Origin of the sequence: Bradyrhizobium hereditatis (assembly GCF_020329435.1) — a bacterium.
Lineage (GTDB): Bacteria > Pseudomonadota > Alphaproteobacteria > Rhizobiales > Xanthobacteraceae > Bradyrhizobium > Bradyrhizobium hereditatis.
The window spans coordinates 1-15,180 of sequence record NZ_JAGKJK010000006.1 but is presented as its reverse complement, the minus strand read 5'-3'; the positions used below and the strand labels follow the sequence as shown (position 1 = coordinate 15,180).

16 protein-coding genes and 1 pseudogene are annotated in these 15,180 nt (G+C 62.6%); 8 read left to right on the top strand and 9 right to left on the bottom strand.

All coding sequences use genetic code 11. From position 1 onward, the window contains the following. The first annotated feature begins 2 nt into the window (after positions 1 to 2). Positions 3 to 749 carry an SDR family oxidoreductase gene (locus J6524_RS15310; protein ID WP_225671878.1) on the top strand — a complete coding sequence of 249 codons (747 nt, stop codon included), beginning with the start codon at positions 3 to 5 and terminating at the stop codon, positions 747 to 749. A 7-nt stretch (positions 750 to 756) separates the two neighbouring features. Here J6524_RS15310 and J6524_RS15305 read toward each other — a convergent pair whose 3' ends face one another. The 4 genes from J6524_RS15305 to J6524_RS15290 all read right to left on the bottom strand — a co-directional run bounded on the left by J6524_RS15305 (position 757) and on the right by J6524_RS15290 (position 4,480). Then, entirely contained in the window at positions 757 to 2,394 is a 1,638-nt protein-coding gene (locus J6524_RS15305) for a DUF8728 domain-containing protein (RefSeq protein ID WP_225671875.1), read from the bottom strand. A gap of 749 nt (positions 2,395 to 3,143) precedes the next feature. After that, the gene (locus J6524_RS37955; protein WP_376712035.1) at positions 3,144 to 3,314 is read right to left on the bottom strand and encodes a hypothetical protein; all 171 of its coding nucleotides are present in this window, start codon (positions 3,312 to 3,314) and stop codon (positions 3,144 to 3,146) included. Positions 3,315 to 3,489: 175 nt separating this feature from the next. Further along, a complete protein-coding gene (locus J6524_RS15295) occupies positions 3,490 to 4,206 on the bottom strand; it encodes a hypothetical protein (protein ID WP_225671873.1) in 717 nt (238 codons plus the stop codon). Between the two features lie 73 nt (positions 4,207 to 4,279). Continuing rightward, complete coding sequence (locus J6524_RS15290) at positions 4,280 to 4,480, bottom strand: hypothetical protein (RefSeq protein WP_225671871.1); 201 nt, start codon at positions 4,478 to 4,480, stop codon at positions 4,280 to 4,282. Between the two features lie 241 nt (positions 4,481 to 4,721). On the opposite strand from J6524_RS15290, the gene J6524_RS15285 reads away from it, so the two are divergent. Beyond that, positions 4,722 to 5,699 (top strand): DUF2336 domain-containing protein, encoded by a 978-nt coding sequence (locus J6524_RS15285; RefSeq protein ID WP_225671869.1) that lies wholly within the window; start codon positions 4,722 to 4,724, stop codon positions 5,697 to 5,699. Between the two features lie 149 nt (positions 5,700 to 5,848). Here J6524_RS15285 and J6524_RS15280 read toward each other — a convergent pair whose 3' ends face one another. The 3 genes from J6524_RS15280 to J6524_RS15270 are packed head-to-tail and all read right to left on the bottom strand — an operon-like array spanning position 5,849 to position 8,774. After that, a complete protein-coding gene (locus tag J6524_RS15280; RefSeq protein WP_225671868.1) occupies positions 5,849 to 6,193 on the bottom strand; it encodes a DUF1491 family protein in 345 nt (114 codons plus the stop codon). Positions 6,194 to 6,226: 33 nt separating this feature from the next. Next, positions 6,227 to 6,949 carry a peptidoglycan-binding domain-containing protein gene (locus tag J6524_RS15275; RefSeq protein ID WP_225671866.1) on the bottom strand — a complete coding sequence of 241 codons (723 nt, stop codon included), beginning with the start codon at positions 6,947 to 6,949 and terminating at the stop codon, positions 6,227 to 6,229. Then, a complete protein-coding gene (locus J6524_RS15270; RefSeq protein WP_225671864.1) occupies positions 6,933 to 8,774 on the bottom strand; it encodes an ATP-binding protein in 1,842 nt (613 codons plus the stop codon). Before J6524_RS15270 ends, J6524_RS15275 begins: the two co-directional genes overlap by 17 nt. Before the next feature lie 155 nt (positions 8,775 to 8,929). On the opposite strand from J6524_RS15270, the gene J6524_RS15265 reads away from it, so the two are divergent. The 3 genes from J6524_RS15265 to J6524_RS15255 all read left to right on the top strand — a co-directional run bounded on the left by J6524_RS15265 (position 8,930) and on the right by J6524_RS15255 (position 10,125). Further along, positions 8,930 to 9,088, top strand: coding sequence for a hypothetical protein (locus J6524_RS15265; RefSeq protein WP_225671862.1), 159 nt, complete (start codon positions 8,930 to 8,932; stop codon positions 9,086 to 9,088). Positions 9,089 to 9,176: 88 nt separating this feature from the next. Continuing rightward, positions 9,177 to 9,614: a DUF5330 domain-containing protein gene (locus J6524_RS15260; RefSeq protein ID WP_225671860.1), complete on the top strand. Its 438-nt coding sequence runs from the start codon at positions 9,177 to 9,179 to the stop codon at positions 9,612 to 9,614. Between the two features lie 82 nt (positions 9,615 to 9,696). Continuing rightward, entirely contained in the window at positions 9,697 to 10,125 is a 429-nt protein-coding gene (locus J6524_RS15255; RefSeq protein ID WP_225671859.1) for a SufE family protein, read from the top strand. Between the two features lie 23 nt (positions 10,126 to 10,148). Here J6524_RS15255 and J6524_RS15250 read toward each other — a convergent pair whose 3' ends face one another. Then, positions 10,149 to 10,562, bottom strand: a complete 414-nt coding sequence (locus tag J6524_RS15250; RefSeq protein ID WP_057854862.1) for a Ros/MucR family transcriptional regulator — start codon at positions 10,560 to 10,562, stop codon at positions 10,149 to 10,151. A gap of 181 nt (positions 10,563 to 10,743) precedes the next feature. After that, complete coding sequence (locus tag J6524_RS15245; RefSeq protein ID WP_225671857.1) at positions 10,744 to 11,592, bottom strand: DUF308 domain-containing protein; 849 nt, start codon at positions 11,590 to 11,592, stop codon at positions 10,744 to 10,746. Between the two features lie 348 nt (positions 11,593 to 11,940). Between J6524_RS15245 and J6524_RS15240 the strand changes: the two genes are divergently transcribed. The 3 genes and pseudogenes from J6524_RS15240 to J6524_RS15230 form a co-directional block, all read left to right on the top strand. After that, positions 11,941 to 13,590, top strand: coding sequence for a glycosyltransferase family 39 protein (locus tag J6524_RS15240; RefSeq protein ID WP_225671855.1), 1,650 nt, complete (start codon positions 11,941 to 11,943; stop codon positions 13,588 to 13,590). Positions 13,591 to 13,777: 187 nt separating this feature from the next. After that, on the top strand, positions 13,778 to 14,761 hold the full coding sequence (locus tag J6524_RS15235; protein WP_225671852.1) for an NAD-dependent epimerase/dehydratase family protein: 984 nt from the start codon (positions 13,778 to 13,780) through the stop codon (positions 14,759 to 14,761). Positions 14,762 to 15,050: 289 nt separating this feature from the next. Further along, positions 15,051 to 15,180: pseudogene (locus J6524_RS15230) on the top strand (IS110 family transposase); the annotation flags it as partial.

Below are 15,180 nucleotides of genomic sequence, written 5' to 3'. Positions count from 1 at the left end.
CGATGTCCGACCAAAAGACCGTTCTTATCCTCGGCGGCAGCTCCGATATCGGCTACGCTACCGCACTACGTTACGCGGAGGGCGGCTGGCGAGTGTGGCTGGCCGCGCGCGATCTTGCCAGCGCGCAGCGTAATGCCGACGACGTCACGGCGCGCTCCGGCCAACCAGTCACGGTGCATGCTCTGGACGTATTGCAGAGCGAGAAGTTCGTCGATTTCGTGGCGCAAATGCCTGCGCTGCCGGATACCGTCATCAGCGTGATCGGCGAGCTAGGCGACCAGAAGCGCGCTGAGACCGACAGCTCATATGCAGCGATGATTATGCGGACCAATTTCGAAGCGCCAAGCCAGCTGCTCGATATATTCGCAGGTCGCTTCCAGGCGCGCGGCACAGGCACCATCGTCGGCGTCAGCTCGGTCGCTGGGGACCGCGGCCGCGGCTCGAACTATTTCTACGGCGCGGCCAAAGCCGGCTTCTCGCAATATCTGTCTGGCCTACGTAACCGCATGTCGCTGGCCGGTAAGGTGCGCGTCGTCACCGTTAAGCCGGGCTTCGTGCGAACGCGGATGACGGCTCACCTGAAACTGCCGGCGTCGCTGACCGTTACGCCAGATCGCGTCGCCTCCGACATCTATGGCGCCGCCGAGGAGAACGGCCGCGAAGTTATCTATGTGGCGAAGCGCTTCTGGCTGGTCATGACCATTATCTGCCTGTTGCCTGAACCGCTGTTTAAGCGCCTCAAATTATAAGCTCTCGCTATTGCGGCGTGCGCTCGAGCGTCACGCGTGGTGGCAGCTGCGCCGCGAAGGAATCTAGCGCCCGCGCCAATTCGCCTTGATCGGCCGCCGAAGTGCGGTAAAATGCGACGTCGCCAACTGCCGCGGTGACTGGCTTCGTACGCAGCACGGCGACCTTGGTCCAACTCGCCGGCACGCCGCTTGGGAACCAACGATCATAGACCATCGCAAGCTTAACGCCGCGCGCCTCGGCAAGCCAGGCCATTTGCGCCGGACCGTAGGCGCCAGCCAGCTTCGCCTTGCGCACGGCTTCGGAGCCGAGCCCCCAGAGGTCCAACACGAAATTCGGATTCCGCCAGGCGACCAGACCGAGATCGTTGACTGCGACCGGATGCGGGAAGAACTCACGCGCGAAGCGCCCCATCTGCTCTTGCTGCTCATAGATGCCGCGCGAAGCGAACGGTGTCACCAACGCTGCCCACAGATAAGGCAGGCTGGCGAAACCGACCAGCGCGACCGTGACCACCGCTGCGGCGTTGCGAACGCCGGCGGTGAGTCGCGGCAGTAGCTGCGCCACGATCCAGAGGAGGGTCACCGAGGCCAGCGCGATAACGTAGACCTCGTAGCGGTGAAACCAGTCATATTGGCCGAAGCCGAGATGCGCGGCGATTGCCGTCAGCACCGCGCCGCAGACAACCAGTGTCCGGTGGTCGGACCGCAGCCACACCGCGCCCGCGCAAATCGCGAGACCTAGCACAATCAGCCGCTGCCCGTAAGGGTTCGCCAGGCTGGCTGTGAAGTTATCGAGGATCGTCAAGAGAACACTGTGCTGATCATAGGCCTGTCCGATGATGCGTGACTTCAGTAACACCGAGCTTGGCAGCAACGGCAGCCCACGTGCCATCATTGACGCAGCATAGAGCGCAAGCACAGCCGTGATCAGCGCGCCACCGGCAGCGGCAAAGCGCCAGCGGCCCAGCAGCGCAAAGCCGGCCAGCGCGGCCAGCGCGAATGCCGCCCCCTCGAACCTGATAAGCGGAAGCATGACCAATGCCACCAAGTGACCCGACGTCGGGGCTCTACCGCGCGCAACCTCGATCAGCCCGATCAAGGTGACAACGCTGGCCCAGACGTGAAGACTGTGCTCCAGGCCGGTCATCGGGAGCGCCAGCGCGCTGGTGGCCGGGATTACCAACAGTGCCATCACCGCAGGAAGATGCAGCTCGCGCCCAGCGTCGAACAGGTCGAGCGAGCCGAGCAGCCGCAGCACCGCGAAGATAGTCGCGGCCGCCGCTGCGGCGCTAACCAGCAGCGGGCCGTAGGCACCGAGATGCAGCGCCTCAGTCAGCGCCATTAGATAGGGCCAGATGATCGACGAACTAGGCGAGGAGAATTCGCCGGCATTGACACCATATCCGCCAGCTAGGATTTGGTCGGCGACCGCAAGATGGATGTAGGGATCATCGAGCGTAAAGATCAGACGATGGCCGCAAAGCAAGAAGCTCGCGATCAATTCAATAGCGAACAGCAGCAACCACAGCGATAGCGACAGCGACGCAATCCGCGACGAAGGGATTAGACGCCGCGGCGTCGCGAGCGAGCCGGTCAGCGGGCTGTGATTTTGATGCCCTGATGTGAGGACGATTTCTTGCCGCATCGGCTCCCCAACCTGTTCGTCGAGTTCTTCTTAGTGTGGGAAGTTTAAGACGAAGTAGCTTGGCGACTGAGCCGGCATTCGCAGTGAACGCGCAATCATGGTCGACAGTCTCCTACCGATACGTTGGCGTCACCCGATCAAATAGACGCAAACACGCCTCTAATCGTCTGAAAGCCGGTTTCCGTTCAGAACGTTGCGGCCCAGAGAATGGCCAAGGTCAACATGATCGATGTCCCGAGCACTAGCGAACCATTTCCAAGCGCGTCCCGTGGAATAAGGGAAAGATCGTCGGCGCAAAGCCGTCACTCCGTCCGAAGCACGTTTCGTCCATCCGACGAAAGCTCGAGCTCAAAAGCCGAATCCGTGATCTCGAGGCTGTTTGATATCGCCATCGATAGCGGGCTTCGTGGCTGAACATTATTAACGACACTTCGAAGGCGAGCAACAGTACGTGGAGCGACAGGGTTGCGATCCAAATGCGGCGTTCCCCAGCCTTTTGCACACGTTGGTTTTCGCCAACGATACACAACGCGAATAAGAAGAAGAGCTAAACTACGATGCTGGTTAGAGTTCGTCTACGGTCTGATCCTTGAAATCTCGGCGAAGAAGAACGCCAAGCGCCAAACATAGTGCGCCGACAGCCAGGCACGCGGTGCCGAAATAAAGAGCCTTCCACACGTAGGCGAGAATGATATCTTCCATGCTGCGCCGGAAGGATTTGGGTCCGTATCATCTTGATTACGACATCTTCAAGTCTGACTGAAACCTGGATATAAACCGTAAAAATTTCGTTTACGGCTCTGCCGCATAAACCCGGCACCGGTGTCGATCGATCGCAACAGATGATTGGGCGGAACGTGCCGTTCGAGCGAAAACTCGTAGAACAACGCGGCCTGCTCACCCTGCTGATGTCCCATCATGTCCTCTCGTTACGACTGAATCAGCGAAGATCAACCGGCGCAAGCGCCGACTTTTTCAATACAATCGGCCCAAAACAGACTCGTCGCCGGCCAGCCCAGATGTCCGCATCTGAGCGGAGATCCGGACATCGCCAAGCACATGGCTCCCTTTAAGATTTGTGAATAACGCGCTGGTCTACCCCTTCACCGTCACCGCACGCCCGGTCACCGGATGGGCAGCGACCGGCGGGTTGGCGGTTTGCGCAGCGAGTTCGCCGATCAATCGGTCGGCGTCGGCTGCGATCCCATCGGGCGCATGAATCACCAACCGTTCCAGCGCCCAGCGGTACGATGAAATGCGCCGCTCCAGGCATTGCTGGACCCATTGCACGATGAGCGTGTTCTCTTCCATGCGCGCGATCGCATCGGCCTGTTCGCGCGGCGACAATTCCGAGACCATCTTGAGGCTGGCGCTGCGCTTGCGGTCGAGCTCGATGACGCGCACGGCGGAGGCGAAGAACGGCTCGAACCGCGTGATGTCGTTACGGACGTCCTCGATCAACTGCTGATACCGCGAGGTGTGCGAGCGATGCGGCTCGTCGATCAGCGCGCGCCCATAGGTCGTGCGATCGAACACCACCTTCTGCCGCCATGGCGAGGGCAGCGGCTGGTAATCGCCGAACACGCTCTTCCAGGCCGGCCGCGAATGCGGCGGTTCGATCAGGGGATAGGCGAGATCGCGAAGCTGCCGCTCGTTTTCGGTAAGCTGGAAGTGCGAGGGTTTCAAGCCGACGCTTGCGGTAGCCTCAGCGCCGATCCAGCGGTGCATATCATCGTTGCGCATGTCGGCGCGGGTACGGCCGAAGTCGCCGCCGCTGCAGCCGCCGAGCGCAGCACTTGCCACGAATATCATGAGCGCCGGGAGTGACCGAAGCCCGGTAGTCCGGATCGGGAGGCACTTCTCCGGCATTGCAAATGTCCGTCGTTCAGGGGCGCCGCCGGCGACGGCGACCGGGCGCCGTCCCCTCTTCCGGCCCGCGCCCATCACCGGTTCCGCCGGCCTGGCGTTCAATACGGACAACAGGAAGAATCAGCACGGTACCCAAGCCGTCGCGTGGAGCGCCATCCATGGTTGAGCCCGGCCGTCGCGAAGCCGCATCCGCCGGAAATTCAATGATGGTGCCCATATTCCGTTCTCTCTGGTTGCCGCGCGGACACGATCTGGCCGGCGACATGTCTTTATTCAGAACAGAACGTGGTTAATGGCTTCTTAATTTGGATAGCCGGTACGGTTACGGGTTCGGGCTTATGCCGCTCCGAAAGCTCGCATTTTACGCGATTCTTTCACGGGCTGTTTTCCTTAACCAACTCTTAAAGTGCCTTAACGTAGTCTGACGCGAAGCATGATCGAAGTCGCGTACACCTGACATGACGGCAGCTCCATTGTTTCCGGGTTTCGACGGGCTGATGACGCTTTCGCGCCGCGAGGGCGTCGATATCAGGCCGACCTTGCTGCGCGTGCTGACTGACCTCTATGTCCAGACCAGCGCCCATTCGGCGGACGAGGAACGGCAGTTCGTCGAACTGACCTCCCGCCTGATCGATCAGGTCGATGACGCCACCCGCGCCGCGGTGCGGGCGCGGCTCGCGATCTATCCGGCGACGCCGGCCGAGATCATGGACAAGCTCGGGCTGCGACGTTCGCACCCCGACCAGCCGCTGCCGCTTGCGGCTGCGATCGCTGCTGCTCCGGCCGACACACCAGCGGCGAAGCCGCCGACCGATGCGCAGCTGCGAATAGCGTCCAATCTGTCGATGCGGCCAAATGATGCCGCGGAAATCAGCGACATGTTCTTCGCAGCTGGCGCCAGCGAACGTGCTCTGATCCTGCACAATCTTGCCGACACGCCGCTGAAAGCCTCGCCCCGCATTCCCGCCGCCCGCGCCGCCCGCGCGCTTCATATTCTGGAGATGGCCGCGTTCGCCGAGGATACCGAAAACTTCACGCTCGAACTCGGCGAGGCCCTGATCCTGCCGCAGCGGATCGCGGCGCAAGTCGTCAGCGATCCCGGCGGCGAGCCGCTGGCATGCGCGGCGAAAGCGCTGGACATGCCGAGCCCGATCTTTCAGCGCGTGCTGCTGTTCCTCAATCCGGAATTCGGCTCATCCGTGCACAACGTCTATCGCTTGTCGCGGCTCTACGACCGGCTGAGCGAACGCTCCGCGCTCGTGATGCTGGCCGCCTGGCGCGGCTCGACCATGGCGGTCACCCGCGCCAAGTATCGTGCTGCACTGTACGACGACGAACGGCACCGCGCCCGCGCGGCGGGTTCGCAAACGCGGCCCGCGGTGCAGCCCGGAACGGCGCCGGCCGTTCGCACCGGCACCGACGGCTCGGCGCGCTAGCGCGCGAACTTCTGAACTGAACGATGGCTCTTATCCCAATCCGTCATCCTGAGGTGCGAGCGTAGCGAGCCAAGGGTGAGCGGCCCGGCTGGTGGCCGTCGTCCTTCGAGACGCGCTTCGCGCTCCTCAGGATGACGGAGCTGACACCTTTAGGCCTTCGCCAGATCCAGGAAGTGGCGTCCTGCCCGGTCCTCGGTCTCGACGATCCAGGCGTCGGGATCGAAGCGGATCTCCTTGGCGAGCCGTTCCTCGACCGATTGTTCCGGCACCGGCTGCGGCGAAGCCGGCGCGAACAACCGTTCGGCCGGGCGGCTCTCGTCATAGACGGTCTGCGGCGCGGGCGCATATAGCATGGCGTTGCCGTCGAGCAGCGCCACCTTGACGAACACCGCCCCCGCCTCCTCCGCCCCGCGCTTGCGCACGGCGCCAAAAATTCCCTCATTCTGGCAGCGGCGCAGGTAAGCAGCCACCCAGATGGATGATTTCAGTCGCATAGAATCGACGATAGGCCGGCGAGCCGACAGAAGCTAGTCGATCGGGTGCCCGATCATGGCTGCCAGTTCCTTCACGAGCCGATCGGACATCTGGCCGGTCACCGGGAGCTTGCGGTCGCGCTCGAATTTCGCGATCGCAGCCTGCGTGTCCGAACCGACCGCGCCGGTCGGCTTCAGTTGCCCATAGCCATATTGCGTCAGCGCACGCTGCACGGCCGCGACGCGGCGCGCGCCCGCGCTTTGCGCGTTCGACGGAATTGGCGCCGGCGGGCGAACCACATTGGCGGGCGCCGTGGTCGTCGCGCTGGTCGATTTGACCACCAGATTGGTCATTGGATCAGCGTTCTTGGAATCGGCGTTCTTTGGATCGGCGCTCTTGATTTCGACGTGCTTGGGATCTGCGCCGCGCACCTCAACCGGCCTGATTTCCGGCGGTTCCGTCTCGGCTGGCCTTCCGATCAATTCGACCGGGCGCGGACGCGGCAATGGATTAACGACGGCGGTTTGCGGCGCCGGCAGCGTCACGACCGAGCCGAACATCGGCGACGGATGGCGGCCAGCCTGCAGGAACAGTGCATTGGCGACGATGGCGCAGATCGCGGCAGCCGCGAGCAGACCGGCGATCACGTCTTTTGGGCTGTACAGGAAGACGCGCATCAGGAGGCCGCGCTCTTGCTCCACTTCAAGCGCAGCCGCCTTGGCGCCGCGGCGACGGCGGCGCGGCATCTCGTCTTCATCGTCAATTCGCCTGGGCACGTTTCTTCACCTGATGGGCTTGATCCTGTGATTCAGCTCGCTGCGCCGGTACCAGCGTCGCGACGTTGTTTGAGGGCGACAGCACCGGCACAAAGTCAAGCGGCAAGGCAACGGTTACTGTAGTGCCCTCACCGACTGTGCTCTGCACGTTCATCTCGCCATTGTGCAACGCTACCAGACCCTTCACGATCGACAGGCCGAGGCCGGTGCCCTCATGCTTGCGCTGATAGGTCTTGCCGGCCTGGAAGAACGGATCGCCGATCCGCGCGAGATCCTCGGCTGCGATGCCGACCCCGGTATCGGTGACGCACAGCATCAGCCGAGCCCCTTCGACCGCTGCGGAAACCGTCACGCTGCCGCCGCGCTCCGTGAACTTGATGGCGTTAGTGATGAGATTAAGCGCGATCTGCTTGAATGCGCGCGGATCGCCATTCATGACTGGCAGATCCTCCGCCGCGCGGGTGATCAGATCGACACCATTGTCGCGCGCCTTCAGCGCCAGCAAATTGCAGCAGTGCAACAGCGCCGCCCGCGGCGCGAACGGCTCCGGCGAAATTTCGAAATTGCCGGTTTCCATCTTTGACATGTCCAGGATGCCGTTGACCACAGAGAGCAGATGCTGGCCGGAATCGTTGATCAATTGCGCGTATTCCTTGCGGCGCGTAGCATCGAGCATCATCGCCTCTTCGTGCACGATCATCTCGGAGAAGCCGATGATAGCGTTCAGCGGCGTGCGCAGTTCGTGGCTCATGGTGGCCAGGAATCGCGTCTTCGAGGCATCCGCCTGCTCGGCGGCAGTGCGCGCCAGTTCTAAGGCCTGCTCCTGGATCTTGCGATCGGTGATGTCACGCATCACGGCAACGACTTCAGCCTCGGACGAAGCCTGTTCGAGCGGGCGGCAACGCATCTCGACCCAGATGAAATCTGCGGAAGCGTTCTGGCCGCGCGCCGCATCGCGCCGCAGACGGAATTCGACGCTGCGCTGCTCGCTGCCGCGCGCAGCATCCGACAACGCGGTGAGATAGGCCGGACGATCGGCGACATGCACACGATCGAACAGCCCATGGCCGGTGAGCCGGGCGCCCGGCGTACCGAGCATGGTTTCCGCAGCGGGCGAAATGAACTCCACCGCGCCGTTGCGGTTGTGACGCGAAATCACGTCGCTCATGTTACGAGCGAGCAAACGATAGCGGTCTTCCTCGACATTGAGCAGCGATACGGAGGTGCGCGCCAGCGATTCCGCGCTGAGGGCCAGCCCCGCCGCATACAACGTCGCGGATGCAACGCCAGCTCCCACCAGGACGCCGTGCAGCGCCGTGTCCGGCTCCGCCGCCGGCAGGAGATGAAAATGTCCAAGCGCGATCAGCAACGCGCCGCACGACAGCGCCAGCGCGGAGGCGAATACGACCACGCGGCGCGAGGCCGACAACGCCGCCTCCAGCGGAACGACGATAAGCCAAACCGCGGCGAATGATTCGATGCCGCCGGTGGTTACGGCGACCATCATGACCAGGCCCGCCAGCGCCAGCGCGGAGAGGATGTGCGCGCCTTCGTAGCGGCCGGTGCGCGACAGGAACCACGACAACAGAATGGGTGCGATCAGCCAGGCGAAGGCTGCAACCTCGAGCGCCGTCGGCGCGCCGCGCATCGCCAGATAGACCGGAAAGGCCGCGAGCGCCACGAGGCTGCCAAGCAGCCGCGGCGCCATGAACGCGCGATGACGCGCGCGCGTCAGCGCGTCATATCGTGCCGAGGGATGCAGCAATGCATCGAGACAATCGCGGATGATACTCAAAACAGTCACGGCTCTCGCGCTTCGGCTCATTCGTCAGACAGACGCGCCGGAACGCCCCCATTATCCTTACCGCCACCGTGTCAGAGCGAACTTAAGCGAACGCTAAGGCGTGGTGGATTGACCCCCGACACCGGGTCTGCACGCGGTAGTTTCACGCCTCGTGCGGCATCCATTCGACGCGCATGGTGAACGAGGAGTTTCCAGCGCGCACGATCTATGGTTTCGAAATGGTGGATGCGCTGCCGATGCCTGCTTTTCATGCACTGAGCGTCATCAATCGAAAATTTACGCCGAATCGAATCTTTGAAATTCTCGGCAAGTTTTCGCCGAATTTAGTTCAATGAAAACACTTACGGTTTATCGACGACTGTTAGTCAGAAACGAAGCTGCGGATTAACCGCAGCACAACCAAAAGATGACCGGGGTCGCGACATGTCTTTTCTGCTTCGCATGGCATTCTGGCTCGGGCTGGTGCTCGTGCTGCTGCCGAGGGAAAAGGCGCCCGACGCGGACAAGGCGCCGCAGATCGGCGCATCAGAAGCGGTATCGGCTGCGACCGCCGCCATCTCCGACATGAGCCAGTTCTGCAAGCGTCAGCCGGCGGCCTGCGAGGTCGGCGGTCAGGCGGCTACGGCGATCGGGCAACGCGCCCAGGATGGCGCCCGCCAGCTCTACAAGATCATCACCGACAAGGACAAGAAGCCCGAGCACCCCAGCGTCCCCGACAAGAAGCCCGACCACACCAGTTCGATCGACGCCGCCGGCGATCCCCAGGCGGTGGTCGCGGCTGCACCGCCCGCGGACGCGCTGACGGACGACGATATGACGATCGAATGGCGCATGCCGCGACCACTGCCGGCCGCAAAATAAGGCTACGGAACCGGTTCCATTTCCATCGCTTTCGTGCGCTCCGCGTCCTATATAGGCCTTGAGAGAATGGACGCGGGCTACGATGACGATCGACGACATCAGGGAAAATTTCGAGCTGCTGGAAGAATGGGACGACCGCTACCGGTACGTCATCGAACTCGGCCGCACGCTGGAACCGATGCCGGAGGCCGAACATTCCGCCGCGAACAAGGTCAATGGCTGCGTCAGCCAGGTCTGGCTTTCCAGGCAGATCGATCGCAGCGGCAATGGCGAGCCGCGCCTGAAATATCTGGGCGACAGTGACGCCCACATCGTGCGCGGCCTGATCGCAATCCTGCTCACGCTTTATTCCGGCCGCACGCCGCAGCAGATCCTTGCAACGGATGCGCTTGCTGTGTTCGATGAATTCGGATTTCGCGAGCATCTGACGCCGCAGCGCTCCAACGGCCTGCGCTCGATGGTTGAGCGCATCCGCACGGACGCGCGCGAGACGCTCGCCACGGCTTCCTAAATGCCGTCATTGCAAGGACGGGCTTATTTCCGCTTCCGCGCCTGCTGTCCGAGGCCCATCTTCTTGGCGAGCTGTGAACGCGCCACCGCGTAGTTCGGCGCCACCATCGGATAGTCGGGCGGCAGACCCCATTTGTCGCGGTACTGCTCCGGCGTCATGTTGTACTGGGTGCGCAGGTGGCGCTTCAGCGACTTGAAGCGCTTGCCGTCCTCCAGACAGACCAGATATTCGGGCGTCATCGATTTCTTCACCGACACGGCCGGTTTCGCCGGCTCGAGCGGCGTCTCGGGCCTGCCGCTCGACACCCGCATCAGCGCGGCATGGACCTGACTGATCAGGTTCGGGATTTCCGAGGCTTGGGTCGGATTGTTGCTGAGATAGGCCGATACGATATTGGCGGTCAGTTCGACGGGCGTTTTGCCGGCGGAATCGGTCATGGCTCAACCTTCTGGGATCGCGAATGCATCTGTCGGATACATGGTTAGGACAGTATCCAACCGCGCCTATACATCGACAGAATCCAACACGACTTGGCGAATATGAACGAAGTACCGGGAGATTGACAAGAACGCGGCGCTTTTATTTTCAATAGCCGCTTCGCGGCAAGTATTGCCGGATTTAACTGCGCTGATCGAGGTGCGCGCGCAGTTCGTCGATCGAGGCGAAGCGCATCATCCCCTCCGGCATCTGGGCCTCGATCGAGCCGTCGGAGTACAGCGAATACGCCATGCCGTCGACGACGCCCGATTTCAGCACCGTCACCGCCGGCTGCTCCTCGGTGCGCGCCGGTCCGCCGTTGTTCTCCGTGACCGGCGGAGGCGTGCGGCCACTACGCCGCTGCAAAGGCGATTCAGCGGGCTTTGCGCGTTCACCCTTCGGCCAAGCATTCTCGAACGAGCCCGGCGGCGGTTCGGCTGTTTCAACCGGCGGTATGGCAGGTGGCTTGGAACGGAGATCAGACGACAACAGGTCCGGCGAAAGCGGCTCGCCGGTGCGCGACTGGGCCCGCTCGCGTTCCTGTCGCGACGTCGAAGCAAACAGCAGATTGCGCTTTGGCTTTGGGCTTGCCGGTGGAGATTCAGGGTGCAAGGGCTCCGGGATCGGATGATCGCGCAGAACCGCCTCGTTCTGCCACGGCGGCGGGAATGGTCCGGGAGTAGCCGGCGGTTCGGCGGCCGGCAAGCTGGCGGCGGCGGAATCCCGCGTCGCGTTGATCGGAAGCACCGGCCGCACCGCGGCCTCGCCGCGCGCTTCCAACACACCAGTGCCGAGCTTCCGCGCAGTGTTTTTCAGCTCGCGGACTGCGATCCAGAGCGCGAGCATGATCGAACCAGTACAGAAGCCGATCACGCCGGCGATGATCAACGTGTTGCCGGTGCTGAATTCCTTGATCGGGATCCCGAAGCCGATCGCCAGCAGGCCTGCCAAAACCAGGCCGATCGCGGCGACCAACATGACAAACATCATTGAACCAACCCCTCAGCCGCGCCCGAAACGCTCGCCAGCCGCCCCACGCCACGATACCGTCATATTGTGTGCACCGCCAACCTCCAATTGCGTCTCCAGTTCCATAACGGCGTCGTCCAGTTTGCCGGATTCCGATTTCGGGCAACCATGCTGCCATTCAGCTATCATTCAGCCCGCTAACCGTACTTTTACCGCCTACCAATTACTGCCCTTTTGTTGCATTGCATCAGGGATTTAGGCCACAATTCCCAATTACTTGAAAATGGAACTGCGCTATATGGGTACCCGGGGAATGAGGCTCAACGATAGCCAAGCTGGGCCATAGGGGACGCCGGGTTACCAATCGCCATGTCATCGATCACGACTTCTGCCCTCGATACGCCCGCGCGGCGCTCGGTGGAGCGGACCTGCGACGACCTTGCCATCTTCGTGCTGGCCGTCGTTGCTCTCGTCGCGGGCCTGACCTTCCGCGACTACGGGCTAGGCTGGGACGACTACACGCACGCCGAATATGCCGACCTGCTGCTGCGGATGTACGGTTCCGGCTTCAAGGATACCGGCGCGCTGTCGTTCGCCAATCTCTACATGTATGGCGGCGGCTTCGACATGGCCGCGGCGCTGCTGCACAAGATTATCCCACTGGAACTGTTTGAAACGCGGCGCCTGCTCGGCGCGATCGTCGGCCTGATCGGCCTTGCCGTGACCTGGCGGCTGGCGCGGCGCGTCGGCGGCCCGCTGGCGGGGCTCGCGACGTTGCTGCTGCTCGCGCTGTGCCCGACCTTCTACGGGCACATGTTCATGAACCCGAAGGACGCACCGTTTGCAGTTTCGATGGTGATCCTAATTTTGGGTCTGGTGCGCCTTGCCGAGGAATATCCCTCGCCCTCGCCGCGAACCATCCTGATCGTCGGCCTTGGCGCTGGTCTCTCCGTCGGTTGCCGGATCCTCGGCGGACTGGCGCTGGTCTATGCGATGGTCGGCTTCGTCCCGCTGCTGATCGAGGAAGTTCGCCTCCAACGGCCGCGCGAAGCGATCCGTCGCTTCGCCCATGTTATGTACGTGCTGCTACCCGGCCTCGTGCTTGGCTATCTCATCATGGGCCTGGTGTGGCCCTGGTCGATCATGCAGGCGGACCACCCCTTCAAGGCGCTGACCTATTTCTCGCACTTCTTCGAGAAGCCGTGGAAAGAAATGTTCGACGGCGCACTGGTCTCGGTCCCGGACATGCCCTGGTCCTACCTACCGACGCTGTTTGCGTTGCAGCTTCCCGAAGTGCTGCTCGCTCTGCTGCTCGCCGGCATCGTGGGAACCTTCATGTCGCTGTCGCGCGCCGACGTGACGGCCCGCCGGAAGACCATCTTCCTGATGCTGACGCTGGCGGCGACCCTGCCGCTGGTGATCGCCATGGTGAAGCGGCCGGCGCTCTACAACGGTATCCGGCATTTCGTGTTCGTCATTCCGCCAATGGCGGTGCTCGCCGGCGTATCGTTCGCCTGGGGTATGAACTGGCTCAAGGACCATCACCGCCGCTGGCAGCCCGCTGCGCTGGCGGTGTTCACGTTCGGCCTGCTGTTGCCACTCAGCGAGATGATCCGCCTGCATCCCTATGAGTACACCCACTTCAACCATATCGCCGGCACGGTACGCTCGGCCGACAATTACTTCATGCTCGATTATTGGGGCTTGGCACTGAAGCAAGCCTCCGACGGCCTGCGCGAGGAACTGGTCGAGCGGCAGGAATGGCCACCGCAGGGGCGCAAATGGAAGGTTGCGGTGTGCGGCCCGCAGCGCCCGGCGCAGGTCGCGCTCGGTCCCGACTTCACGATCGGCTGGGACAGCCAGTCCGCCGACTTCGCGATGACGCTGGGCGAGTTCTACTGCAAGGGCCTCACCGCGCCCGTGATGGTGGAAATCAAGCGCGACGACGTCGTGTTCGCGCGCGTCTACGATATCCGCGGCCGCGCCATCTCGACGCTGCTGGCAATTCCGGCGCCGTAACGAGCCTTCGCTGCGACGGCATGGCTGCCATAAGGATGGCCGCCTTGCCGGCCGTCCGGCGCAGCACTAGTTTGCGCCCGACAATCAACCGGATTCCTTGAAACGCGCGCCGTGTCGCCTGCCGAAGCTCGCCTGCAGCAGGTTCCCTCTGGCATGACGGACGCGGAATGGAAAAGGTTCTAGCGGCGTGACGATACTGGTGACCGGCAGTTCCGGCCATTTGGGCGAAGCACTGATGCGCACGCTGCAGGCGCAGCGGCGCGAGGCCGTCGGTATCGATGTCCTGCCGGGCGCATTCACGCATCACGTAGGCTCGATCACCGATCGCGCTTTCGTCCGCCGCTGCATGAAGCACGTCACAACCGTGCTGCACGCGGCGACGCTGCACAAGCCGCATGTGGCAACGCATGCCCGCCAGGATTTTGTCGACGTCAACATTACTGGCACGCTCAATCTGCTCGAAGAAGCCGCTGCGGCCGGCGTCACGGCGTTCGTCTACACCAGCACCACCAGCGTCTTCGGCGATGCGCTGGTGCCGCCGCCGCACGAGCCGGCGGCCTGGATCACCGAAGACGTCACGGCGGTGCCGAAGAATATCTACGGCGTCACCAAGGCGGCTGCGGAGGATCTATGCCAGCTTTTCGCGCGCAACCACTCGCTTCGCAGCATCGTGCTGCGCACCTCGCGTTTCTTTCCTGAAGAGGACGACAACCGCGCGATACGTGAGGGCTACGCCGATGCCAACATCAAGACCAACGAGTTCCTCTATCGCCGCGTCGATATCGAGGACGTGGTCAGCGCCCACCTGCTCGCCGCCCAATACGCGCCATCGGCTGGTTTCGCGAAATACATCATCAGCGCAACCACGCCGTTTTCGCGCCGCGACGCCACCGACTTACGCAACCACGCGCCGCAAGTCGTTCGCCGTTACGTGCCGGACTATGAAGCCGAGTTTGCACGGCGCGGTTGGACGATGACGCCTACCATCGACCGCATCTACGATAACGAGCGCGCACGGGCCGAACTCGGCTGGCAGCCCCGCCATGATTTTCGTGCGCTGATCACGCGGCTCAAGGTCGGCGAAGACATCCGCAGCCCGCTCGCGCGCGAGATCGGCAGTAAGGGCTATCACGATCGGATCTTTCGCGACGGGCCCTACCCGGTGGAGTGAGGGAGCCGAAAATATCCAGTGGACGCGCCGCGCGGATGCGCTAAATTAGCGCCACACACCCTCTACACGCTTGGAATCAAACGCCGTCCAATCCCGGGCGGCGTTTTTATTTGGATGCTGTCGTAGATGGGGTAACGGGCCCCGAGGCCTCCCAAGCCAGCCGCGCTAGCTACGGCGCAATGTGGTAGCGCGCGTCGCGCGGCTGGCTTGGGAGGCGGTCGTCCCTCACACTGATGGTGTAAACGGAGTCGAGGACGGACCTCGCTCCAAGCATCGAGGAGAGACGACCATGAACCACTATGCCGGAATCGACGTGTCATTGGAATGCTCGAGCGTGTGTGTTGTTGATGCCAACGGCAAGATTTTGCGCGAGGCCAAGGTGGCGAGCGAGCCGGAGGCGCTGATCGCCTGGTTCCGCG